Source organism: Spirillospora sp. NPDC052242 (genome assembly GCF_040679555.1).
Lineage (GTDB): Bacteria > Actinomycetota > Actinomycetes > Streptosporangiales > Streptosporangiaceae > Spirillospora.
This window is the reverse complement of record NZ_JBFAUZ010000019.1, coordinates 87,276-110,504: the sequence shown is the minus strand read 5'-3', so window position 1 is coordinate 110,504 and position 23,229 is coordinate 87,276. Positions and strand designations below refer to the sequence as shown.

The following is a 23,229-nucleotide window of genomic DNA, read 5'->3' as shown; positions in this document are numbered from 1 at the left end:
GGGTCACGGGGACGTGCAGGAGAGGGCGGTCAGGGCGGTCAGCGCCTCGGACGTGCGCACGGGATCGAGGTCGCGGAACCGGACGGGGGTGTCGGCGCGCGCCGGGTCCTGCACGGACGCGGCGGACGCCCGGACGCACCGGACCCTCAGCGTCGCGACGTCGGGTCCGGGCTCGAACTCGACGACGACGTGCCGCCCGCCGCCGACCGGCCGCGAGACGCCCTTCTCGATCGTCTCGCCCGGATCCCACGTCCAGCCCTGCGCGGGCAGGTCGTGGACGTCGCGGCGGAGCAGCCGCATCCCCTCGAGGCGGTCGAGCACGGCCGCGTCCCGCTCCCGCTCGGTGAGCCGCAGGCAGGGCCGGCCGAGCTGCGGGAACGGCTGCAGCATCTCGTAGTCGGCGAGGATCTCCGCCCACGTCTCCGTCTCCGCGCCGAGCAGCGCCGGGTGCGCGACGCGGATCCGCGCCGTCCCGGACGGCTCGAACGTCTCGTCGGCCGCGTCGGCGAACGTGCCGTCCTCCGCGACGCGGAACGCCGTCGCGGCGCCCCCGTGCCCTTCGCCGTCCCCGGCGCCGTGCTCGGCGAGCCACACCAGGCGGCGCGCGATCCGCCGCACGACCGGGTGCGCGACCGCGTAGCCGCGGAACTCGGCGGGCGTCCAGCGGCGGCCGTCCAGCATCGCCCGCTCCAGCCGCTCGACCTGCAGCAGCGCGACCGCCTCGACGTCCTTGCGCAGGTCGGCGAACCGCGCGTGGGCGGCGGGGGCGAGGACCGCGTCGTCCTTCGCGGTCGGCCGCGGGACGGTCGCGCGGCGCGCCCCGTCGTCGTCGGTGACGACCGGGGCGAGCAGCTCGTCGAACCCGACGGTGAAGCGGCGCGAACCGTAGTCGAGCGTGACCGTCCCGCCGTCGTCCAGCCCGAACCGGGGGACGGCCCGGTCGGCGAGCGCCTCGGCGGTGAGGCCCCGCGCCGCCGCGGCCTCCGCGAACACCTCGGCCGCCGCGTCGCGCACCTTGCGCGCGCGGCCCTTCACCGACGTCTCGTACAGGGCGGTGAGCGCGGCGTCGGTGCCGATCCCGGCGAGCGTCCGCAGCGCGCACGTCACGTCCCGCACGTCCCGCTTCGTCCAGCCGCGCAGGGCCCGCATCACCGCGCGGACGGCGGCGTCGTCGCCGGTGCGGGCGAGCTGCTCCAGCGCCCAGCGTCCGTCGGACGGCATCCCGCCGACCCGCCAGCGTTCGAACAGGGCGAGGCCGAACTCCGCCAGCGAACCGGGGTCGCACACCTCCTCGACGGCGTCGGCGCCGGGCGCGCCGGGCAGCGCGAGCAGCTCGACGAGCGTCCGGACGGCGTCGGGCGGCAGCACCCGGTCCCCGCCGCGCAGCAGCACGGGCGGGAGGGCGGCGACGTTCGCCCAGCCGTCGAACTTGGGCCGGCGGGCGAGGCCGGTCTGCGCGGGATGCGCGGTCAGCAGGGTCCGCAGTTCCGCCGCCGCCTCGGGGACGGCGGCCGCGACGGCGTCCACGCCGTGCCGGTCCGCGATGCGGCGCAGCGCCGCCTCGGCGGCGCGGCGCGCCCCCGTCCGGGTGCCGAGGGCGTCGGGCGCCAGGTAGGGGGCGGCGGCGGGGCCGTGCCGGTCGCACCAGTCGCGCGCCGCGTCCGCGAGCGGGCCGCCGCGCAGCAGCCGTGCGGCCATCTGCGCGGCGACGTCGGCGTCGCGGAACGGCACGAGCAGCCCGGCGTGGTCGGCCGCCGAGTAGCCGGCCAGCGCGAGCGCCGCCCCGTACGCCCGCTCGCCCAGCCGGGCCACGACGCCGCGCGCCACGGCGGGTTCGCACCAGCGGGCGTTCCGTTCGATGTCCGCCAGCAGCGGCGGGGTGTACTTCTCCGGAGCGTGCAGCAGCGCCTGCCACTGCCCGTTGCCGCGGTTGTAGGAGCGCACGATGCGCTTCCAGTCCGGGGCGTCCGGGCACGGGACCCGGCGGGCGGCCTCGGCGAGCCAGGCCGCGCGTTCGGCGTCGTCCCAGGCGGTCTCGCGGGTCGCGGGCGGCACCAGCCCCCGCACGACCGGTTTGACCGGGCGGTCCCACGGCGGCGCGGGCAGGACGTCCGGCGGCGCCTCCGGCAGGCCGGGCCCGCCGCCCGCCACGAGCGGCTCGACGACCGCGCGGACGGCCCCGGGCAGGTCCGGCAGCACCGCCGCGGCCAGTTCGGGGTTCGCCGCGACGTGGTCGCGCAGGAGCAGCCGGACGTCGGCGTTCCCCGAGGCCGCCGCCAGCCGCAGCGTCCGCACCGGGAACCGCGCCGCCGCCGCGCCCAGCGCCCGCCGCGCGTCCCGCCGGACCGGCCTGCGGACGCCCTTGCGGCCGAGCAGGTCGAGCAGCGCGCCGAACGCCTCGTCCGACGGCAGCACCGCCACGGTGTCGAGGAGGAACCCGCGGTCGCGGGCGGTGAGGCCGCCCAGGTCGAGGCGGTCGAGGAGGAAGCCGAGGAGGTCCGGGCCGACGCCGTCCGCGAGCGTCACCAGCTCGTCGCGGGGGTGGACGTGCCCGTACGGCACGACGGAGGTGCGGCCGAGGTGCGCCGGGTCGGCGACCGACAGGCGCGCCAGCCTGCGCAGCCACGGGGTGTCCGCGCACTCCTCGACGCACTCGGCCACCCAGTCCCGCCGGGTCGGCACGAGGTACGCGGCGACGCCGGCCGCCGCCGGGGTCGTCCGGCGGTCCGCCAGGAGCCGGACCGCGTCGTCGTGGTCGGCGTCGGACGCCGTCGCGAGGAGCCGCCGGACGTGCCGCAGCGGCCCGGCCGCGCCCTCCTCGGGCCAGACCCCGGTGTGCCGGTCGACCGCGAGGCCGTCCGCGTCCCCGGTCACGGTCAGGCGGGTCAGCTCCACCACCGCGCAGGCGGCGAACCCGAGCCCGTGGTCGGCGTGCCAGCGGTCGGCGAACGCCCGGTGCGCGGCGTGCGCCCCGGCGAGGTCGCGCCCCGCCGCCGCCACGGCCGCGACCGCCGCCGCGCCGAGCGCGTCCGGCTCCCCCGCCAGGTGCCGCCGCGCCGCGTCCCGGACGTCCGGGGCGGCGCCCGCGTTCCCCGGGAGACCCTCGACGTGCGGGGCGGCCGCCGCGAGGAGGCCCGGCACCTCGGCCGCGTGGCCGCCGCGCGGCCGCGGAACGGGCGTGCCGCCGCGCCGGGGGTGCAGGAACCGCAGCCACGGGGACGGCAGGGTCAGGACGTCCTCGTGGGTGAGCACGGCGGTGAGCACGTCGGGGCGCGCGTCCGGCCGCCCGCTCACGACGCCGCCCCGGCGGTGACGATCAGGTCGGTGAGGGCCTCGGACGCGCCGACGGGATCGAGGTCGCCGAACGGGACGGGCGTCCCGTTGCCCCCGGGGTCGGTGGCGGCGCGCACGGCCCGGATCGTGAGGTGCAGGGCGTGGCCGTCGCGGGGACCGAACTCGGCGACGACCCAGGCGCCGTCCGCGGTGCGGCGCGCCATCGCCTCGAAGTCGTTCCGCCCCCCGACCCGGACCCAGTCGCGGGACAGCAGCTGGTACAGGACGTCCGTCTGCACGTCCCGGCCCGCGAACCGCTCCAGGCGGGAACCGGCCAGCTCCTCGTCGGTGAGCGTCCACACGGGGTGGTCGAGCTGCGGGAACGGCTGCAGCAGCTCGTAGTCGGCGAGGACGCCCGCCCAGGTTCCGGCCGCGGCGCCGAGCCGCGCCGGGTGCGCGACGGTGATCCGCGCGGCGCCGGACGGCGCGAAGACGTCGTCTTCGGCGTCGGCGAACGTCCCGTCCTCGGCGATCCGGAACGCGGTCGCGCCGCCGTCCTCGTCCGCGAGCCACACCAGGCGGCGGGCGATCTGCCGGACGAGCGGGCCGCGGACGGCGTAGTCGCGGAACTCCTCGGGCGTCCAGGCGCGTCCCGTCCGCATCGCGTCCTCCAGCCGGATGATCTGCACGGCCGCGGCGTCGGCGACCTTCTTGCGCAGCTCGCCGAACGCCGCGTGCGCGGCGGGCGCGAGCCGCGGGTCGTCCCGCTTGCCGGGCTTCGGGAGGGACTTGCGGAGCACGCCGTCCTCGTCGATCACCACCGGCCGGAGCCGGGCGTCGAAGCGGACGGTGAAGCGGCGCCGCCCGTAGTCGACCGTCACCGCCCCGTCGTCGTCCAGCCCGAGGTCGGGGACGAGCCGGTCGCCGAGCACCCCCGGCGGCACGCCGCGCGCGGCGGCCGCCCGCGCGAACGCCCGCTCCGCCGCCTTCCGCAGGGTGAGGCCCGGCCAGCGGACGGCCAGGTCGTGCAGGACGCTCAGCGCCGTGTCGGTGCCGATCCCGGCGAGGGCGTCCAGGCCGGCCTTGGCGCTGTGCATCCGGTCCTTGCCCGGCCACGAGCGGATGTGCGGCGCCAGCACCGGGACGGCCGTGTCGTCGGCGAGGCGGTCGAGCCGCGCCAGCGCCCAGCCGTGCTCGGCGGGCATCCCGGCCGACAGCCAGCCCTCGAAGAGGGCGAGCCCGACCTCCGCCAGCGACGCGGGGTCGCACGCGCGCACGACGGCGTCCAGGTCGCCGAGTTCGGGCATCGCGAGCAGTTCGAGGAACGTCCTGGTCGCCTCGGGCCCGAGCACCCGCTCCCGCCCGCGCAGCAGCACGGCCGGCAGGGCCGCCGGGTCCGCCCAGGCGGGGAGCTTGGGGCGGCGCAGCAGCCCGGTCGCCGCCGGGTGCGCGGTCAGGACTGTCCGCAGTGCGTCCGCCGCCGCCGGGACGGCGTCCGCCACCGCGTCGACGCCGTGCCGTTCGGCGACGCGCCGCAGCACCGCCTCGGCGGCCCGCCGCCGGGCGGCCGGCCGGCCGAGCGCCGCCGGGGCGGCGAACGGCACCGCGGCGAGGCCGTGCCGGTCGCACCAGTCGCGGGCGGCGCCCGCCGCGCGGGTGCCGCGCACCAGCCAGTCGCCCATCACGGCCGCGACCTCGGCGTCCAGGAACGGCACGAGCAGGGCCGCGTGCCGCCACAGCGCGCTCTTGGCCATGCGGTGCGCGAACGGAAGCGCGTCCGCCTCGTACCGGGCGACGAGCGACCTGCCCCAGTCTCCCTCGAGCCAGCCCGGCGGGTCGTCCCACTCGGCGAGGAGCCGCCGGACGCCCTCCTCCGGCCCGTACACCGCGATCCGGGCCTGCGTCATGGTGTTGGCCTTCCGGAAGGCGACCTCGAGGTCGTCCCAGTCGACGTCCTCCGGGACGGGCATGTCGTCCAGTCCGGCGAGGGCCCATTCCTCGCGCTCGCCGTCCGCCCAGACGATCGTCCGCGTCGAGGGCGCTTCGAGCCCCTGGACGATCGGCTTCACCGGCCGCTCCCACGGCAGCCCGGACAGCGGCGCGGGCAGGGTCGCCGGGTCGGCCTCCGGCGTCGTGTCGCGCGGCCCCAGCACCGCCCGGGCCCCCTCCGGCAGGTGCCCGGCGAGGTCCGGGCGGGCGGCGAGGTGGATCTTCAGCAGGTTCAGCGCCGCGGGGGTGTCCGTCGCCGCCAGCAGCCGCGCCGCCCGCACCGGGAAGCGCTCCATCATCGACATCAGCGCGGGCCGCACCCGGGGCCGGTCGGCACGTTCCAGGAGCGCGGCGAACGCGTCGTCCGTCGGGAGCACGGCGACGGCCTCCAGCAGGACGTCCGCCACGCGCGGGGGCAGGTTCTGGTCGACCGTGACCAGCAGGAGCGGCAGGACGTCCGTGCCGCACGCGTCCAGCAGCGTCGCGAGCAGCCCCCGCGAGACGTACGGGAAGAACAGCGGGGACGGTGGGCTGCCGAGCCGCTCGGCCCGGTCGATCGAGAGGAGCTTCAGCTCGATGTCATCGGACCCGTCGGTCGGATCGGCCGCGCTCTCCTCCAGCCAGCCCGCCTCCGTCGGCACCAGGTAGGACACGACGCGCCGCCGCGGCGCGGTCGTCCGGTGGCCGGCCAGGCGCCGGACGGCGTCCGCGTACTGGTCGTCGGGGGCGGCGGCCAGCAGCCGGCGGACGTGCCGGAGCGTCTCCAGCCGGATCTTCCCGAGGGAGGACGTCTCCTTCGGGAACGGCAGGCGCCACCCGCCGTCCCAGGTCGCGAGCCGCAGGCGGCTCAGCTCCACCGCGGCGCAGGCCGCGAAGCCGAGCCCGTGCCCGGCGCGCCAGTGATCGACGAACGCCCTGCAGCGCCCGCCGGACTCGCCGTCCTCCCCCGCCAGCGCGGTCGCCGCGACGGCGGCCGCCCCCACGGCGTCGGGCTCCCCGCCCAGGTGCCGCCGCGCCGCGTCGCGCAGCCGCGGCTCGAGCTTCTCCTCGGACCGCAGCGCGGCGAGGGCGTCCGCCGCGGCGTCGAGGAGGCCCGGGACCTCCTTCGCGCGGCCGCCCCGCGGGGGCGGCAGCGGCGTGCCGCCGCGCCTCGGGTGCAGCAGCCGCAGCCAGGCGGGCGGGATCGTCAGGACGTCCTCACCGGAACGCTCGTCGGGGAGTTCGGGGTCGCTCACGGTGCATCACCGTAGAGAAACACCCCGACAAAAGAGATCTTTTCGGCGGTTCAATCCGCCGCGGCGGCCAAAAATTCCAGATCGGCGAGGAGTTCGGACGCGACGACGGGGTCCAGGTCGCCGAGCCGCAGGGCGCCGTCGTCCGCGCCGATCCAGACGTCGCGGAGCGTCTGGTCGTCTCCCTCGGCCATGTGCCCGATGCCGAAGCCCAGGTCGAGGCCGATCCGCACCCGGCGGCCCGGGGCGAACCGGAACGAGACGTCGACCACCCCGCCCCCGTCGCAGATCTCGCCGGGCTCCCAGCCCTTCCGGACGAGCGCGAGCAGCGCCGCGATCGGGACCGTCAGCCCCTCGAACCGCCGCAGCCGGGCGCCGTCCCGCTCCTCCCCGGCCGGCGCGTGCACGGGCCGCGTGAGCTGCTCGAACGGCTGCAGGATCTCGTAGTCGGCGAACACGCGCAGTACGTGCGCGGCCTTGTCGGGGGCGTGGCGCCGGGCGGTGCCCGGGGGGAGTCGGCCAGCGAGACGACCGCCGCGATCACCGCCGCGCCCGCCGGGTCCGGTTCCCCGCCCCAGTGCCGCCGCGCGGCCTCGATCAGGTCGGCGTCGCCCCGTCCCCCGGTCAGCAGCGCGTCGACGACCCCGTCGGACCCGTCGACGAACCGCCGGACGTCGGCCGGCGCCTTCCGCCCCGGTTTCGCGACCGGCACGGCGATGCCGTCGCGCCGGGTATGCACGGCGCGGAGCCACGTGTCCGGGATCGTCAGGGTGTTCTCGTGCGGCGGTTCGGGGTGCATGGCGGTCAAGGTAGGGAGGGCGTGCGACAGAACGCGGGCCGGTTGCTCGGATTGGCTCCTGTGCGGGAGGACGGCTTGGCCTAGCGTCGTGACCGGACGGAAGCGGGAGGTCGCATGGATCCGAGGCTCGCGGCGGACGTGGACGGGCTGGCGGGGCTGCTCGAGGAGGTCCGGGGGCACGCCGCCGGGGTGCTCGGGCGGCTGGGCGAGCGGGCGGTGGTCCCGGGGGCGGACGTGCCGGGGCCGGAGCGGCTGCCCGCGGAGGGCGCGGGGCTCGCGGGGGCGCTCGCGGCGTTCGCCGAGCGGTGGGAGCCGGTGCTGTCGGCGAGCGCGGGGCCGCGGTACCTGGGGTTCGTGACCGGCGGGACGACTCCGGCGGCGCTCGCGGGCGACTGGATGACCGGGGTGTGGGACCAGAACCCGGTGTCGTCGCTCGACGGCGCGGGGCAGGCGCTGGAGCGGGAGACGGTCGGGTGGCTGCGGGACCTGTTCGGCCTGTCGGACGGGCACCGCGGGGCGTTCGTGGGGGGCGCGACCGCGTCGAACTTCGTGGGGCTCGCGGTCGCGCGGGAGTGGCTCGGGGAACGGGCGGGCGTGTCGCCGGCGGAGGACGGGGTTGGTGCGCTCGGCGAGGTGCGGGTGCTGTCGGGTGCGGCGCACGCGAGCGTGTTCAAGGCGCTCGCGATGCTGGGGCTGGGCCGGCGCTCGCTGATCGGGGTGCCCACGGTCGAGGGGCGGGAGGCCGTGGATCCGGCGGCGCTCGAGCGGGCGCTGCGGGAGGCGGACGGCCCGTGCGTGGTCGTCGCGAACGCGGGGACCGTGAACACCGGCGACTTCGACGATCTGCGGGCGGTCGCGGCGCTGCGGGAGCGGTATCCGTTCTGGTTGCACGTGGACGCGGCGTTCGGGGGGTTCGCGGCCCTGTCGCCGGCGCACGCGCATCTGGTGGCGGGGCTCGACGCGGCCGACTCGATCTGCGTCGATCTGCACAAGTGGCTGAACGTCCCGTACGGGAGCGGGCTGCAGTTCACGCGGCGTCCCGACCTGCAGGCGTCGGTGTTCCGGAACGCCGCCGCCTACCTGGGGCCGCTGGGCGAGGAGCCCGATCTGGTGCATCTCACGCCGGAGAACTCGCGGCGGCTGCGGGCGCTCGCGGCGTGGTTCACGCTGCGCGCCTACGGCCGGGAGGGGCACCGGGAGATCGTCGAGCGGTGCACGGCGTGCGCGCGGGCGCTGGGCGACGCGGTGGAGGCGGTGCCGGGGCTGCGGCTGCTCGCGCCGGTGCGGCTGAACGTCGTGTGCTTCACGCTGGCGGACCGTCCGGACGCCGCGCGGCTGGCGGCGCTCGCGGAGCGGGTGGCCGGGGAGGCGTTCCTGACGCCGACGGTCCATGAGGGGGTGCCCGCGCTGCGGGCGGCGTTCGGCAACTGGCGCACCGGCGAGGCGGACGTGCACCGGGTGGCGGCGGCGCTGCGGGAGGCCGCGCCGGGGGTGTGATCAGTCCCGGTCGCGGCCGGGGGTGCGGCCGTACTCGCCGGCGTAGGCGGCGATGAAGGCGGACGGGCTGGCGTAGCCGACCCGGTGGGCGACCTCGGTGACGGGGTGGGCGCCCAGCAGGACGCGGGCGGCGCGGAGGCGGTGCCGGGTGCGCCACCGGGTGTAGGGCATGCCGAACTCGCGGACGAAGTCGCGCTGCAGGGTCTTCGAGCTGACGCGGAGGCGGCGCGCCCATTCGGTGAGCGGGGTGGGGTCGGCGGGGTCGTGGGAGAGGGCGCGGGCGACGGTGAGGGCGTAGCCGCTGCCGCCGGCGGAGCGGGGGACGCCGCGGCCGGTGAGCGGGGTGAGCCCGGCCATGATGCCGCCGCGCGCGTCCAGGGCGGTGCGCTCGTCGCAGTCGCGGCGGGTGATCCGCCGGATGAGCTCGGCGGCGCGGGCGTCGACGGCGACGGGCCCGCAGCGGTGGCCGTGCAGGGCGGGCGGGACCTCCCGCAGGCAGACGCGGTAGACGGTCTGGTGGTCGCCCGCGCGGACCTCGTGGGCGGTGGCGCGGGACGCCCAGTACGCCTCGCGGTGGCCGAGGAACTCGGTGGCGGAGCCGTTCAGCACCGCGAGGACGCCGTCGGGCGACCAGTAGAGCTGGTGCAGGAAGTCCTGGCGGGTCTCGCCGAGGGTGAGGCCGCTCGCCGAGCGGTACTTGAGGACGAAGATCCCGTCGGGGTTGCCGAGGCCGTAGCCGTACTCCTCGCAGTGGACGGGATCGTCGCGAAGGTGACCTCCGGGGCGCACAGGATGTCCTCTCACCGATATGTCCGAAAGTTAAGTAAGGCTAGCCTAAGCTGGCGTCCGGCGCAGGTCAGGGCGGTTTCTCTCGTGAAACGTAAGGAAGCACGCCCATGTCCACTCGCACGCGACTCGCCACGGCGCTCGCCGCCGCGCTCGTCCTGGTGACCGGCTGCGGTTCGGGGTCGTCCGACGGCGCCGCGGCGTCCGGGGAGACCCGGTCGTTCGCCGCCGACAACGGCTCCGTGACCATCCCGGCCGACCCGAAGCGGATCGTCGCGACCGGGTACGCGGTGCCGGTGCTCATCGAGGCCGACGCGGAACTCGTCGGCATCTCCACCTGGACGCGCGGGCTGGAGATGATGTCCGCCGCGGACCGGGCGAAGTACGACGGGCTCAAGAAGATCGCGGACGACACCGCCGCCTCGACGAACTACGAGGCGATCGCGGCGGCGAAGCCGGACCTCATCATCATCGGCGTGCCCCGCCCGGTGCTCGGCGACATCGACATGAAGCGGCTGGAGTCGATCGCGCCCGTCGCGGTCATCGGCCCCACCGTCCCGTCGGCGTGGCGGGACCTGTCGCGCCGCCAGGCCGACGCGGCGGACCGCCTGCGGTACTTCACCGACACCAAGGCCGCGTACGACAAGAAGGCCGCCGAGCTCACGGCGAAGTACGCGGACGCCCTGAAGGGGATGAAGTTCGGGCACGTCGGCACCTACGGGGACGTCGCGGGCGGGACGTTCATGCGGGAGTTCAGCAACTCCTGGGGCACGAACATCGCCGAGGACGTCGGCGTGACGTACTACGGGCAGGTCGAGAAGAAAGGCGGCGGCTCGAAGGACGTGTCGGAGACGCCGTCGCTGGAGGAGCTGCCGGAGAGCCTCGGTGAGGCGGACGCCGTCACGTACTCGCTCGAGCCGGACGGTTCCACCGTCGAAGCGGTGCAGCGGGTCCTCGACTCGAAGCTGTGGAAGAACCTGCCCGCGGTGAAGGACGGGAAGACCTTCGGCCTCCGCTACACCGCCGCCGCCACCTACGAGTCGGCGCTGATGGCCCTCGACGACGTCGACAAGACGCTCGCGCCGCTGCTGGAGGAGAAGAAGTGAGCCCGATGCGCCGGGACAAGCCGCGCGAGCGGGTGCTGGAGCACCACCGGACCGGCTCGGGCGTCGAGCGGATCGGCTACCCGATCGAGGTGCGCACGGCGGCGATCGTGCGCCGCGAGCAGATCACGCCGCGGATGCTGCGGCTGACGTTCGGCGGCCCGGGGCTCGCCGGGGGCGTGCACTCCTACCAGGCCGACGACCACATCAAGATTGTGTTCCCGGATCCGGACGGCGCGCTGCGCGTCCCCGTCCACAACCCGGAGACGCTCGACCTGGAGTGGCCGCGCCCGTCGCCGCCGAGCCGCCGGTACACGATCCGCCGGTACGACGCCGAGGCGCGGGAGCTGGACCTGGACTTCGTCCTGCACCAGGGCGGGCTCGCGTCGGAGTGGGCCGCGGCGGCGGCCGTCGGGGACGAGGCCGTGATCGCCGGGCCCGCGGGCGCGAAGGCGTTCCCGCACCACCACGACCACTACCTGTTCGCGATCGACGCGACCGCGCTGCCGGCGCTCGGCCGCTGGCTCGAGGAGGCCCCGGCGGACGTGTCGGCGACGGTGGTGGTCGAGACGTCCGACGAGGCCGAGCACGCGTACCCGCTCGCCGAACGGGACGGCGTCCGGATCATCCGGCTCGTCCAGAACGGGGCGGGTTCGCGGCTCGCCGACACGGTCATGGGGCTGGAGCCCGCGCCGGGCGAGTCGTTCCTGGTCGCGGCCGGGGAGGCCGACGCCATCAAGCCGCTGCGGGCGTGGAGCAAGGACCGGATGGGGGCGTACATCACCGGCTACTGGAAGCGCGGAGTGGCCGACCTTGGCGGGTGACGCGCCCCGCCGGGTCGCGATGCTGCTCGCGTCCGTCCTGGTCCTGGCCGCGCTGGCGTTCGCCAGCCTGTGCGTCGGGGCCGGGCGGGCCGGGCCGGGCGCGGCGTGGGAGGCGCTCACCGCCTACGCGGGGACGGACGAGCACGTGATCGTGCGCGACATCCGGGTGCCGCGCACGATCCTCGCCGTCTTCGTGGGCGCCGCGCTCGGGGCGGCCGGGACGCTGATCCAGACGCTGACCCGCAACCCGCTCGCCGAACCCGGCGTCCTCGGCGTGAACGCGGGCGCCGGGTTCGCGATCACGGTCGGCGCGGCGGCGGGGATCGCCGGGGCGCCGGCCGTGCAGCTCGCCCTCGCGCTGGCGGGCGCGGGCATCGCGATGCTGATCGTCTACGGGGTCGGCCGGACGTTCCCGCTGCGGCTCGTCCTGGCGGGGGTCGCGCTGACGTTCGTGCTGTCGGGGGTGTCGATCGCGCTGCGGCTGGCGAACCCAGACGCCCTGGACCGGTTCCGGTTCTGGTCGGTCGGGGCGCTCGCCGGACGCGAGCGCGTCCCGTTCGAGCTGCCGCTGCTGGCCATCGGGCTGGCCCTCGCGGGCGCGCTGGTCGCGGCCCGCCCGCTGGGCGGCCTGGCGCTGGGCGAGAACGTCGCGCAGGCGCTCGGCGCGCGCGTCGCCCGGATCCGGTTCGCGGCGCTCGCGCTGTTCACGGTGCTCGCCGGGGCCGCGACGGCGATCGCCGGGCCGATCGCGTTCGTCGGGCTGATGGTGCCGCACCTCGCGCGCCGCGCCGCCGGCGGGTCGGTGCCGTGGCTGATGGCGTACACGATGGTGCTCGGTCCCGTGCTGCTGATCGCGTCCGACATCGGCTCGCGGATCCTGCTGCCGACCGGCGAGGTCCCGGTGGCGATCGTCACCGCGTTCGTCGGCGCGCCCGTCCTGATCTGGGCCGTCCGCCGGTACGGGGCGGGGGCGCTGTGAACGGGGGCGCTGTGAACGGGGGCGCTGTGAAGGCGGGGGGCGCGGGCGTGGTCGTCCTGCGGGCGGGTCCGGTCACGGCGCTGGTGGAGCGGCGGACGCTCGCGGTTACGCTCGTCCTCGCCGTCGCGGGGCTGCTCCTCGGGATCGCCGGGCTGTGCCGGGGCGACGAGTGGGACTCCCCCGCGACCGTCCTGTCCGCGCTCGCGGGGCAGGGCGACTCGGTCCTCGTCGTGCGGGAGTGGCGGCTGCCGCGGGTCGCCGCGGCGCTGGTGTTCGGCACGGCGCTCGGCGCCGCCGGGGCGATCTTCCAGAACCTCACCCGCAACCCGCTCGGCAGCCCGGACGTCATCGGGCTGGACGCCGGCGCGTACACCGGCGTGCTCGTGGCGATCACCGTGTTCGGCGGGTCGGCGGCGGGCCTGGCGACCGGGTCGATCGCGGGCGGCGTGCTCACCGCCGCGGCCGTCTACGCGCTGTCGCTGGGCTCGGGCGTCGGCGGGCTGCGGCTCGTCGTCGTCGGGATCGCCGCGAACGCGATGCTCACCGCCGTGAACTCGTGGATCATCCTGCGCGCCGACCTGGACGTGGCGATCGCCGCGACGGGCTGGCAGGCGGGCTCGCTCAACGGGCTCGACTGGGCGGAGCTGCGGTTCCCGTTCCTGCTGTGCGGGGCGTTCCTGGCGCTGCCGGCCGTCCTGTCCCGCGCGCTGCACCAGGCCACGCTGGGCGACGAGGTCGCCGCGGCGTCGGGCGTCCACCTGAACCGGCTGCGGCTCCTCGCCGTCCTGGCGGGGGTGGGCTGCACGGCCGCGGTGACGTCCGCGTCCGGCCCGATCGTGTTCGTGGCGCTCGCCGCGCCGCAGATCGGGCGCCGCCTCGCGGGCGCGCCCGGCGTCCCGCTGCTGCCGGCCGCGCTGACCGGCGCGCTGCTGCTGTCGGCCGCCGACATCGTGGCGCAGACCGTCCTCGCGCCCGTCCAGCTGCCGGTCGGCGTGGTGACGACCGCGATCGGCGGCACCTACCTAATCTGGCTGCTCATCAAGGAGGTGCGACGACCGTGACGGGTCGCCTGACCGCCCGCGACGTCACCCTCGCCTACGGCGACCGCACGGTGTCGGAGGACCTGGACCTCGACGTCCCCGACGGGCGGTTCACCGCCGTCATCGGGACGAACGCGTGCGGCAAGTCGACGCTGCTGCGGGCGTTCGCCCGGCAGCTCTCCCCCGCCGCCGGGCGGGTGGAGCTCGACGGCCGGGACGTCGCCGGGTACCGCCCGAAGCCGTTCGCGCGCGAGATCGGGTTCCTGCCGCAGGGGCTCATCGCGCCGGAGGGCATGTTCGTCCGGCAGCTCGTCGCCCGCGGCCGCTACCCGCACCAGACGCTGCTGTCGGCGTGGTCGCGGGAGGACGAGCGCGCGGTGGCCGCGGCGATGGACGCCGCGGGCGTCGCGGGGCTGGCGGACCGCCCGGTGGAGAGCCTGTCGGGCGGGCAGCGGCAGCGGGCGTGGATCGCGATGGTGCTCGCGCAGGAGACGTCTTACCTGCTGCTGGACGAGCCGACGACCTTCCTCGACATCACGCACCAGTACCAGCTGCTCGCGCTGCTCGCCCGGCTCCGCGACGAGGGCCGCACGGTCGTCGCCGTCCTGCACGACATCAACCAGGCGTGCCGGTTCGCCGACCACCTCGTCGCCATGCGGGACGGGCGCGTCGTCGCGGCGGGCGCGCCCGGCGACATCGTGGACGCGGAGCTCGTCAAGGAGGTGTTCGACCTGTCCTGCATCGTCGTCCCGGACCCGCTGACCGCCACCCCGATGATCGTCCCGATCCCCTGACGCGCGCCTCCCGCCGGGTGCGGGTACAGGAGTGGCACCCGAAGGTCAGTTGCTCGTAATCTCATCGTCACTCTACGTTATTCCCGCAGGTAGTGCCCTAGTTGGCGAGCGGGAGGCGGGGCGATGGGCGAATGGAGCCGACCCGAGGACGCGGTGGCGATCGTGGGCGCCGCGTGCCGGCTGCCCGGCGGCATCACCGACCTGGACGGCCTCTGGGACGCGCTGCTGCGGGGCGCCGACCTGGTCGGCGAGATTCCCCCGGACCGGTTCGACGTCCGCCGGTTCGTGGACGAGCGGGCGCCCCGGCCCGACCGGAGCTACACCCGCGCGGGCGGGTTCCTGGACGACCTGAGCGGGTTCGACGCGGCGTACTTCGGCATCTCGCCGAAGGAGGCGGCGACGATGGACCCGCAGCAGCGGCTGCTGCTGGAGATGGCCGCCGAGGCGCTGGACGACGCGGGCATCGCGCCGGGCGCGCTGGCCGGGACGGACTCCGGGGTGTTCGTCGGGCTGTCCGATCCCGCGTACGGGACGCTGCAGGCGCTCGAACCGGGCGCGATGGGGCCCTACTCGATGTCGGGGGCGGCGCTGTCGATCGCGTCGAACCGGCTGTCGTACGTGTTCGACCTGCGCGGGCCGAGCATGAGCATCGACACGGCGTGCTCGTCGGCGCTGGTGGCGGTGGAGCGGGCGGTGCGGGCGCTCGCGGAGGGTTCCGGCCGGGTGATGCTGGCGGGCGGCGTGAACGCGCTGCTCGGGCCGGGGCCGTTCGTGGGGTTCAGCCAGGCGTCGATGCTGTCGCCGACGGGCCGGTGCCGGGCGTTCTCGGCGCACGCCGACGGCTTCGTCCGCGCCGAGGGCGGCGGCGTCGTGGTGCTCAAGCGGCTCGCGGACGCGGTCGGCGACGGCGACCGGATCCACGCGGTCATCGTGGGCGCGGCGAGCAACAACGACGGCCGCACGATGGGGCTGGCGCTGCCCAACCCGGCGGCGCAGGAGGACCTGCTGCGGAGCGTCTACTCCGGCCTGGACGCCGACGACCTGGTGTACGTGGAGGCGCACGGGACGGGCACGGCGGCCGGGGACCCGGCGGAGTGCGAGGCGCTGGGGCGGGCGCTCGGCCGGCGGCGGACGCGGGGGCCGCTGCCGATCGGGTCGGTGAAGACGAACGTGGGGCATCTGGAGCCCGCGTCGGGGATGCCGGGCCTGTTCAAGGCGCTGCTGGTGCTGCGGCACGGCACGATCCCGCCGTCCCTGCACGCGGACGAACCGAACCCGGCCATCGACTTCGCGGGGCTCGGGCTGCGCGTGGCGACGCGGGCGATGCCGGCGGACGGCCGCGCGCGGCCCCTCGCCGGGGTCAACTCGTTCGGGTTCGGCGGCGCGAACGCGCACGTCGCGCTGGCGCCGCCGCCCGCCGCGGCGCCCGTCCCGGCGGAACCGGACGGGCGGGCGCTGCCGGTCGTGGTGTCGGCGCGCGGCCCGGAGGCGCTGGACGAGGCGGTGGTGCGGGCGAAAAGGCATCTGGAGTCCGTCGCGGAGGACGGCTTCTACGACGTCGCCTACACCGCGGCCCGGCGGCGCGGCCTGCACCGGCACCGGGCGGTGGTGCTGGCCGGCTCGGCGAAGGCGGCGGCCCGGGGGCTCGGGGACGCGGTGCGGGCGGAGGCCGTCGAGCACGGGCGGGTGGCGCTGGTGTTCTCCGGCAACGGCTCGCAGTGGGCCGGGATGGGCGCCGACCTGCTGGAGGACGCGGTGTTCCGCGCGGCGGTCGAGGCCGTGGACGTCCGGCTCGCGCCCCTGCTGGGCTGGTCGGTCCTGGACGGGCTCGCGTCTGTGCGGGGCGACGGGCTGCGGGCGACCGAGACGGCGCAGCCGCTGCTGTTCGCCGTCCAGGCGGGCCTGGCGGCGATGCTGGACGCGGCGGGCGTGCGGCCCGTCGCGGTGCTGGGGCACAGCGTCGGCGAGGTCGCCGCCGCGCACGCGTCGGGCGCGCTGTCGCTCGCGCAGGCGGCGCAGGTGATCGCCGAGCGGAGCCTGGCGCAGGCGGCGACGCGGGGGCGGGGCCGGATGGCGGCGCTGGGGCTGCCGGAGGACGAGGCGCGCCGGTTGCTCGCGGACCATCCGGCGGTGGAGATCGCGGCGGTCAACACCGACCGGGACGTCACCGTGGCGGGGCCGGCGCACGCGCTGAAGGCGCTGGCCGCGCGGCCGGCGGCGGACGAGGCGTTCTACCGCGAGCTCGACCTCGACTACGCGTTCCACAGCGCCGCGATGGTCCCGATCCGCGACCGGCTGTGCGAGAGGCTGGCGGGGCTGCGGCCGGGGCGGGCGCGGGTGCCGATGGTGTCCACGGTGACGGGCGGCCCGGTGGAGGGCCCCGAGCTGGACGCCGGGTACTGGTGGCGGAACGTGCGGGAGCCGGTGCGGTTCGCGGACGCGGCGGCGCAGGTGCTCGCGGACGGCGCGGACGTGCTCCTGGAGGTGGGCCCCCACCCGGTGCTGCGGTCGTACCTGCGGCGCGCGGCCGGCGCCGCGCGGGGCCGGGGCCGGACCGCGGTGGTCGGCACGCTGCGGCGGGACGAGCCGGGCCCGGCGCGGATGCGGGACGCCGTCACGGAGCTGATCGCGGTCGGCGCGGACCTCGACTGGGACGTCCACTTCCCGCGCCGCGGCGCGGTCGCGGACCTCCCCGCCTACCCGTGGCGCCGGGAGCGTTTCTGGGTGGGCGGCCCCGACACGTGGACGCAGCCGGGCGGCCGCCGCGCGACCGAGCACCCGCTGCTCGGGACGCGGCTCCCGGCGCCGGAGCCCGCGTGGTTCGGGGAGACGGACCCGGCGCGGGCGCCGTGGCTGCTCGACCACCGGGCGGCGGGCGCCGCGGTGATGCCCGCGACGGGCTACGTGGAGATGGCGGTCGCGGCGGCACGGCTGGCGCTGCCGGGCGCGCCGGGCGCGGTGGAGGTCGACCGGGTCGAGATCAGCCGGGCGATGGTGATCCCGTCGGGCACGGAGGCGGAACCGGTGTGGGCGCAGACGTCGCTGTCCACGGAGACCGGCGTGTTCACCGTCGCGAGTTCCGACCGGCGGGGCGGGCAGCCGCGCGAGCACGTCCGGGCGCGGGTGCGCCCGCTGCTGCGTCCCGTCCCGGCGCCCCTGGACGTCGACGCGCTGCGGGCCCGCGCCGCCGAGCCGGTGGACGTCGCCGGGTACTACGCGGCGGCGGCCGAGGGGCACATGGTGTGGGGCCCGGAGTTCCGGGTGCTCACGGAGCTGCGGCGCGGCGACGGGGAGATCTTCGGGGCGTACCGGTGCCCCGCCCAGGCGGAGGGCGACTACGAGGCGCATCCGGTGGTCCTGGACGGCGCGTTGCAGGCGGGCGTCCTGTGGCTGGTGGACGAGCTGCGCGCGGGCACCGGGTACATGCCGGCGGCGATCGGCGCGGTGCGGGTGTGGGAGGCGCCGTCGGTGAACGGCCTGCTGCACGTCCGGGAACGGCCCCGCACCGCGGACGAGGTCTGCTGGGACATCACGATCACCGACCTGGCCGGGCGGGTCGCGGTGGAGATCGAGGGGTGCCGGCTGCGCCGGATGCCCGCGCGCAGCCGGACGCCGCTCGCGCGATACGCGACGGTGCTGCGGGCCGCGCCCCGGCCCGGGGTGGTGGCGGCGGCGCCGGCCGTCTCGGCCCGGGAGGTCCTGGCGGAGGCGGAGGCGGCGATCGGGGCGCTGCGCCCGGCGTGGGACGAGCTGGGCCACGCGGCGCACGCGGACCGGCTGGAGGAGGTGTTCGCGCACACGCTCGCCCGCGCGCTCGCCGACGCGTCCGGTGGGCCGGGCGACGGGCGGCCGCTGGACGACGTGCTGCGCGAGTGCGGGGTGCCGCATCTGCGCCGGATGGTGCGGGCGGCGGTGCCGCTGCTGGAGCGGCACGGCGTTCTGGTGGAGGACCGGATCCGGCCCACGTGGTCCGCGCGCGACGTCGAACGGGCGCACCGCGACTTCCTCGAACGGAGCTCGTCGTTCGCGGCGCGGGACGTCCTCGCGGTGTGCCTGTGGCGGGAGCTGCCCCGGCTGCTGCGGGGCGCGCGGCCGGCGGAGCCGGTGGAGTCCGGCGGCGGCGCGGAGCTGCTGCGGCAGGTCCGCGACGTGGGGCCGCTCGGCCTGCTCGCGGGGCGGGCCGTCGCGGCGGTCGCCGAGCGGATCGTGCGGCGGTGGCCCGCGGACCGGCCGCTGCGGGTGCTGGAGGTCGGCGCCGGGACGGGCGGCGCGACGGCGTCCGTCCTGCCGGTCCTGCCGCCCGACCGCACCCGGTACACGGTCACCGACCCCGACGAGGCGGCCCTGGCGCAGCTCGCGAAGCGCTTCGGCGACGACGGGCGCGTCGAGCACCGCGTCCTCGACCCGGACCGGAACCCCGCCGGGCAGGGCTTCGCGGCGGGCGGGTTCGACATGGTCGTCGCGGCGGGCGGGCTGTACCGGGCGCGGGACGTCGCGGTCGCGCTGGGGCACCTGTCGGCGCTGCTGGCGCCCGGCGGCACGCTGCTGGCCGCCGAGCCGCACCGGCTCGGGCCGCTCCTGGCCGTCGACGGGCTGTCGGCGGCCTTCTGGGACGTGACCGACCGCGGGCTGCGGCCGGACTCGCCGCTGCTCGCGCCCGCGCGCTGGGACGCGCTGCTCGCGGAGGCCGGGTTCACCGAGACGGCCCGGACCGAAGAAGGCGACCTCGCGGACGGGGACCTGTCGGTGACGGTCGCGACCGCGACGGGAGCCCCTGCGCCGGCGGCGCCCGCGCCGGACGCCTCCGCGTGCTGGGTCGTCGCGGCCGAGGACGAGCGGGCCGGGCTGCCCCGCGCCCTGCTGGACGTCCTGGAGTCGCGGGGCGGCGCCGCGGGCGGGTGCCCGGTGAGCGACGACCCGGAGCAGTGGCTCGCGGGGGTGCCCGCCGACGCGCGCGCGGTCGGGTTCGTGCTCGTGCTGGGCGACGGCCCCGGCGAGCCCGCCGAGCGGGTCGCCCGGCGGCTCGCGGCGCTGCGGGCGGTCGCGCGGGCCGCCGACCGGCTGCCGGACGGCGCGGACGCCGCGCTGTGGGTGGTGGCGCGGCCGTGCGCGGCGCTGCCCGAACCCGTCCTCGACGGCACCGCGACGCACCCCGAGGACGCGGCCGTGTGGGGCGCGGCGCGGTCGCTGGGCAACGAGCAGCCCGGCCTGACGGTGCGGCGGGTGTGCCTGTACCCGGGCGGCGACGACGGCGCCGACGCCGGACGGCTGGCGGCCGAGCTCCTGGCCCCGGACGACGAGGACGAGCTCGTCCTCGCGCCGCGCGGGCGGTTCGTCCCCCGGCTGGTGGAGGCCGAGCCGGCGACCGTCCCGCGGCCCGCCGCCTGCGAGCTGGCCGTCGACGACCCGGGGCTGTCCTTCGCCCTGGCCTGGCGGGAGGCGCCGGTGCGGGAACCGGGGCCGGGCGAGGTGCGCATCGCGGCGCGGGCGATCGGCCTGAACTACCGGGACGTGATGCGGGCGGTGAACCTGCTGCCGGTCGAGGCGATCGAGAACGTCTTCGGCGGGCACGAACTGGGCCTGGAGTGCGCGGGGATCGTCACGGCGGTCGGCGCGGGCGTGACCGCGGTGCGGCCGGGCGACCGGGTGACGGCGGTCGGGAACACCGGGTTCGGCGACCAGGTCGTGGTCGCCGACTGGATGGCGGCGCCCGTCCCGGACGGGATGACGTTCGCGGAGGCCGCGACGCTGCCGATCGCCTTCTCGACGGCCCTGTACTCCCTCGAGGTGTGCGCGCGGCTCCGGGCGGGCGAGACCGTCCTGGTCCACGGCGGGGCGGGCGGCGTCGGGCTCGCCGCGCTGCAGGTCGCCCGCGCCCTCGGCGCCCGGGTCGTCGCCACGGCGGGCACCCCGGTCAAGCGCGAGCTGCTGCGGGCGCTGGGCGCCGACCACGTGCTGGACTCGCGCAGCCTGCACTTCGCGGAGCGGGTGCGGGAGCTGACCGGCGGGCGCGGCGTGGACGTCGTCCTCAACTCGCTCGCGGGCGAGGCCGTCGCCCGGAGCCTGGAGACGCTCGCGCACGGCGGCCGGTTCATCGAGCTGGGCAAGCGCGACATCTACGAGAACCGGCCGCTGCTGCTGCGGCCGTTCGGGGAGAACCTCGCGTTCCACGGCGTCGACATCGGCACGCTGCTGTGGAAGGCGCCCGAGGACGCGGCCCGCCACCTGGCCGCGTTCGGCGCGCTCGCCCGGTCCGGGCAGGTGCGGCCGCTGCCGCACACGGTGTTCCCCGCCGCGCGCGTCCAGGACGCCTTCACGCTGATGCGGCACTCGCGGCACGTCGGCAAGATCGTCGTGTCCCTCGACCCGCGCGACGAGCCGGTGCGGGTCCGGCCGCGCCGGACCGCGCCGCGGCTCGACCCGGAGGCGACGTACCTGGTCACCGGCGGGCTCGGCGGGTTCGGCGCCGAGATCGCCCGGTGGCTGGTGCGGCACGGCGCCCGGCACCTGGCCCTGGTCGGCCGGCGCGGCGCCGCCGCCCCGGGCGCCCCGGCGCTGCTCGACGAGCTGGACGGGCTGGGCGCGCGGGCCCGCGCGCACGCCGCCGACGCGGCCGACGCGGGCGCGATGCGGCGGATCTTCCGGGACGCCGACGCCGCCGGGCGCCCGGTGCGCGGCGTCGTCCACGCGGCGATGCACCTGGACGACGCGCCGCTGGCCGACCTGGACGACGAGCGGATCCGCGCCGTCCTGCACCCCAAGATCGCCGGGGCGGCGGTGCTGGACGGGCTGACCCGCGACCGGGACCTCGACCTGTTCGTCCTGTGCTCGTCGCTCACCACGATCGGGAACGTCGGGCAGGCGCATTACGTCGCCGCGAACCTGTACCTGGAGGCGCTGGCCCGGCGGCGGCGGCGCGCCGGGCTCCCGGCCCTCGCGGTCGGGCTCGGCGCGCTCGCGGGCACGGGCGTCCTCGCGACCGGCGACCGGGAACGGGTCCTCGCCCGGGCCGGCATCGACGCGATCACCCCCGCCGAGGCGCTCGCCGCCGTCGGGGACATGCTCGCGGAGGGCGTCGACGTCGGCATGGTCGGGCGGTGCGACTGGGCGCGGCTCGGCCGGGTCCTGCCCGCGCTGCGCCGGCCGTGGCTGTCGCGGCTCGTGCCCGCCGGGCTCGAGGAGGACGACGCGAGCGCGACCGAGCTCGCGCGGCTGGTGGCGGGCGCGAGCGCGGACGACGCGCACGCGCTCGTCGCCGAACGGCTCGTGCACGTGCTGGCGGCGGTGCTGCTCACCCCCGCCGGGCGGATCGCGCACGACCGGCGGCTGGACGACTACGGCCTGGACTCCCTCATGGCGACCGAGCTGCTGTCCGCGCTGCGGAGCCGGTTCGGCGTCGAGATCCCGCCGATGGAGCTGCTGCGCAGCGGCGGGACGGTGAACGACATCGCGCGGCTCATCGTGTCGCGGCTCGGCGCCGCGGCCCCGGCCGCGCGCGCCGCGGAACCGGCGCCGCCCCCACCGCGCCCCCAGGCCGTCCCCGCCCCGCGCCGCGGCGAGGGGACCCCGTCACCTTCGCGCTGACCGCACGCGAAGCCGTTCCGCACCCGAGGAGGAAAGGTGGCCACGCCCGCCGTACCGATCCCGATGCTCGACCTCGTCCGCGGCGTCCTCGCCGACACGCTGACGCTCGATCCCGAGGAGGTCGCGCCCGACGCCAGCTGGGCCGACCTGCCCGGGATGGAGTCCCGCACCCTCTACGCCGCCGTGTACGTGATCGAGGAGCGGCTGAACGTCGAACTACCGCTGGACCGGCTGATCATCACCAGGACGGTGCTGGAGCTGGCCGATCTGGTCCACCGCACCGTGCAAGGAGAGATGTCGCGATGAACGCCCCGCGCAGCCGCCTGGCGGCCGTGTCCGCGTACCTGCCGGAGACGACGATGACCACCGGGGAACTCGAGGAACGGGTCGCGGCGCGCAGCCCGGGGGCGGACTTCCCCCGGGGGCTCGTGGAGCGCGGCAGCGGCGTCCGGCGGCGGCACCTGGCCGCCCCCGGCGACCTGCCGTCCGATCTGGCGGTCCGGGCGTCCCGCGAGGCGCTGGACGACGCGGGGGCGCGCCCGCTCGACCTCGACCTCGTCATCTACGCGGGGGTGCTCGGCGACACGGTGGAGCCCGCCACCGCGCACGTCGTCGCCGCCAAGCTCGGCGCCGCCTGCCCGGTGTTCGACGTCCGCAACGCCTGCAACGGCTTCGTCAACGCGATCGAGATCGCCGACGCGTTCATCGCCCGGGGGACGCACCGCCGGATCCTCATCACCTGCGGGGAGCTGCTCAGTTCCGGGACGCCCTGGACGGTCGCGAGCACCGAGGAGTTCTTCTCCGCGGCGGTGCACTACACGTTCTCCGACGCCGGGGCGGCGATGGTGCTGGAGGCCGGCGCGGAGCCGGGCGTCCTCGGCACCCGGTTCTCCGCCGAGTCCGCCGCCTGGCACCTGGCCGCCGTCCCGGTGACGAACCTGTCGTCGGACCCGGACGCCCCCGCGGCGGCCATCGGCCGGTTCGACTACGACTTCCTCGCGTTCGCGGACGCGTTCAACCGGCTCGACCTGGAGACCCTGCACAAGCCGCTCGCCGAGGCGGGGCTCCGCTGGCGCGACTTCGCCGCCGTCTGCGTCCACCAGGCGGCGCTGCCCTACCTGTGGGCGTTCTGCGACCGCGCCGGGATCCCGCCGGACAAGACCGTGGTCACGATCGCCGACCACGGCAACGTCGCGTCCGCCACCCTGCCGCTGCAGCTCGCGCGGGCCGTGCGGGACGGGCGGGTCCGGCGCGGCGACCTCGTCGCGCTGGTCGGGCTGGCGAGCGGCATCAGCGCCGGCATCGTCATCGCGCGGTGGTGAACCGGAG

Annotated in this window: 13 protein-coding genes; 9 read left to right on the top strand and 4 right to left on the bottom strand. The window is 77.1% G+C overall.

The annotated features are described in order from the left end of the window. Positions 1-3 precede the first annotated feature (3 nt). From AB0L25_RS17650 to AB0L25_RS17640, 3 genes are read right to left on the bottom strand one after another with little or no spacing between them, the layout of a single operon-like run. Positions 4-3,294 (bottom strand): DUF4132 domain-containing protein, encoded by a 3,291-nt coding sequence (locus AB0L25_RS17650; protein ID WP_500173245.1) that lies wholly within the window; start codon positions 3,292-3,294, stop codon positions 4-6. Next, positions 3,291-6,497, bottom strand: a complete 3,207-nt coding sequence (locus AB0L25_RS17645; RefSeq protein WP_500173243.1) for a DUF4132 domain-containing protein — start codon at positions 6,495-6,497, stop codon at positions 3,291-3,293. Before AB0L25_RS17645 ends, AB0L25_RS17650 begins: the two co-directional genes overlap by 4 nt. 50 nt (positions 6,498-6,547) lie before the next feature. After that, positions 6,548-6,952: a DUF4132 domain-containing protein gene (locus AB0L25_RS17640; RefSeq protein ID WP_500173241.1), complete on the bottom strand. Its 405-nt coding sequence runs from the start codon at positions 6,950-6,952 to the stop codon at positions 6,548-6,550. A gap of 455 nt (positions 6,953-7,407) precedes the next feature. Here AB0L25_RS17640 and AB0L25_RS17635 point away from each other — a divergent pair, with 455 nt between their 5' ends. After that, positions 7,408-8,790, top strand: a complete 1,383-nt coding sequence (locus AB0L25_RS17635; RefSeq protein ID WP_500173239.1) for a pyridoxal phosphate-dependent decarboxylase family protein — start codon at positions 7,408-7,410, stop codon at positions 8,788-8,790. On the opposite strand, the gene AB0L25_RS17630 is transcribed toward AB0L25_RS17635, so the two are convergent. Continuing rightward, complete coding sequence (locus tag AB0L25_RS17630; RefSeq protein ID WP_500173237.1) at positions 8,791-9,579, bottom strand: AraC family transcriptional regulator; 789 nt, start codon at positions 9,577-9,579, stop codon at positions 8,791-8,793. It abuts the gene before it with no gap. Positions 9,580-9,686: 107 nt separating this feature from the next. Here AB0L25_RS17630 and AB0L25_RS17625 point away from each other — a divergent pair, with 107 nt between their 5' ends. The 8 genes from AB0L25_RS17625 (at position 9,687) to AB0L25_RS17590 (ending at position 23,222) form a co-directional block, all read left to right on the top strand. After that, positions 9,687-10,682, top strand: coding sequence for an ABC transporter substrate-binding protein (locus tag AB0L25_RS17625; RefSeq protein WP_500173234.1), 996 nt, complete (start codon positions 9,687-9,689; stop codon positions 10,680-10,682). Positions 10,683-10,687: 5 nt separating this feature from the next. Then, positions 10,688-11,503, top strand: coding sequence for a siderophore-interacting protein (locus AB0L25_RS17620; protein ID WP_500173295.1), 816 nt, complete (start codon positions 10,688-10,690; stop codon positions 11,501-11,503). Then, on the top strand, positions 11,493-12,482 hold the full coding sequence (locus AB0L25_RS17615; RefSeq protein ID WP_500173232.1) for a FecCD family ABC transporter permease: 990 nt from the start codon (positions 11,493-11,495) through the stop codon (positions 12,480-12,482). Before AB0L25_RS17620 ends, AB0L25_RS17615 begins: the two co-directional genes overlap by 11 nt. A gap of 11 nt (positions 12,483-12,493) precedes the next feature. Continuing rightward, positions 12,494-13,543, top strand: coding sequence for a FecCD family ABC transporter permease (locus AB0L25_RS17610; protein WP_500173230.1), 1,050 nt, complete (start codon positions 12,494-12,496; stop codon positions 13,541-13,543). Beyond that, a complete protein-coding gene (locus AB0L25_RS17605) occupies positions 13,540-14,316 on the top strand; it encodes an ABC transporter ATP-binding protein (protein ID WP_500173228.1) in 777 nt (258 codons plus the stop codon). Before AB0L25_RS17610 ends, AB0L25_RS17605 begins: the two co-directional genes overlap by 4 nt. Before the next feature lie 123 nt (positions 14,317-14,439). Next, positions 14,440-21,900: an SDR family NAD(P)-dependent oxidoreductase gene (locus tag AB0L25_RS17600; RefSeq protein WP_500173226.1), complete on the top strand. Its 7,461-nt coding sequence runs from the start codon at positions 14,440-14,442 to the stop codon at positions 21,898-21,900. Positions 21,901-21,936: 36 nt separating this feature from the next. Then, the gene (locus AB0L25_RS17595; protein ID WP_500173223.1) at positions 21,937-22,206 is read left to right on the top strand and encodes an acyl carrier protein; all 270 of its coding nucleotides are present in this window, start codon (positions 21,937-21,939) and stop codon (positions 22,204-22,206) included. After that, the gene (locus AB0L25_RS17590; RefSeq protein WP_500173221.1) at positions 22,203-23,222 is read left to right on the top strand and encodes a 3-oxoacyl-ACP synthase III family protein; all 1,020 of its coding nucleotides are present in this window, start codon (positions 22,203-22,205) and stop codon (positions 23,220-23,222) included. The genes AB0L25_RS17595 and AB0L25_RS17590 overlap by 4 nt, the downstream gene beginning before the upstream one ends. Positions 23,223-23,229: the final 7 nt, after the last annotated feature.

Coding starts and splice junctions, on each gene's coding strand:
- AB0L25_RS17625 (WP_500173234.1), top strand. CDS start 9,687: ATGTCCACTCGCACGCGACTCGCCACGGCGCTCGCCGCCGCGCTCGTC.
- AB0L25_RS17600 (WP_500173226.1), top strand. CDS start 14,440: ATGGGCGAATGGAGCCGACCCGAGGACGCGGTGGCGATCGTGGGCGCC.
- AB0L25_RS17620 (WP_500173295.1), top strand. CDS start 10,688: ATGCGCCGGGACAAGCCGCGCGAGCGGGTGCTGGAGCACCACCGGACC.
- AB0L25_RS17590 (WP_500173221.1), top strand. CDS start 22,203: ATGAACGCCCCGCGCAGCCGCCTGGCGGCCGTGTCCGCGTACCTGCCG.
- AB0L25_RS17635 (WP_500173239.1), top strand. CDS start 7,408: ATGGATCCGAGGCTCGCGGCGGACGTGGACGGGCTGGCGGGGCTGCTC.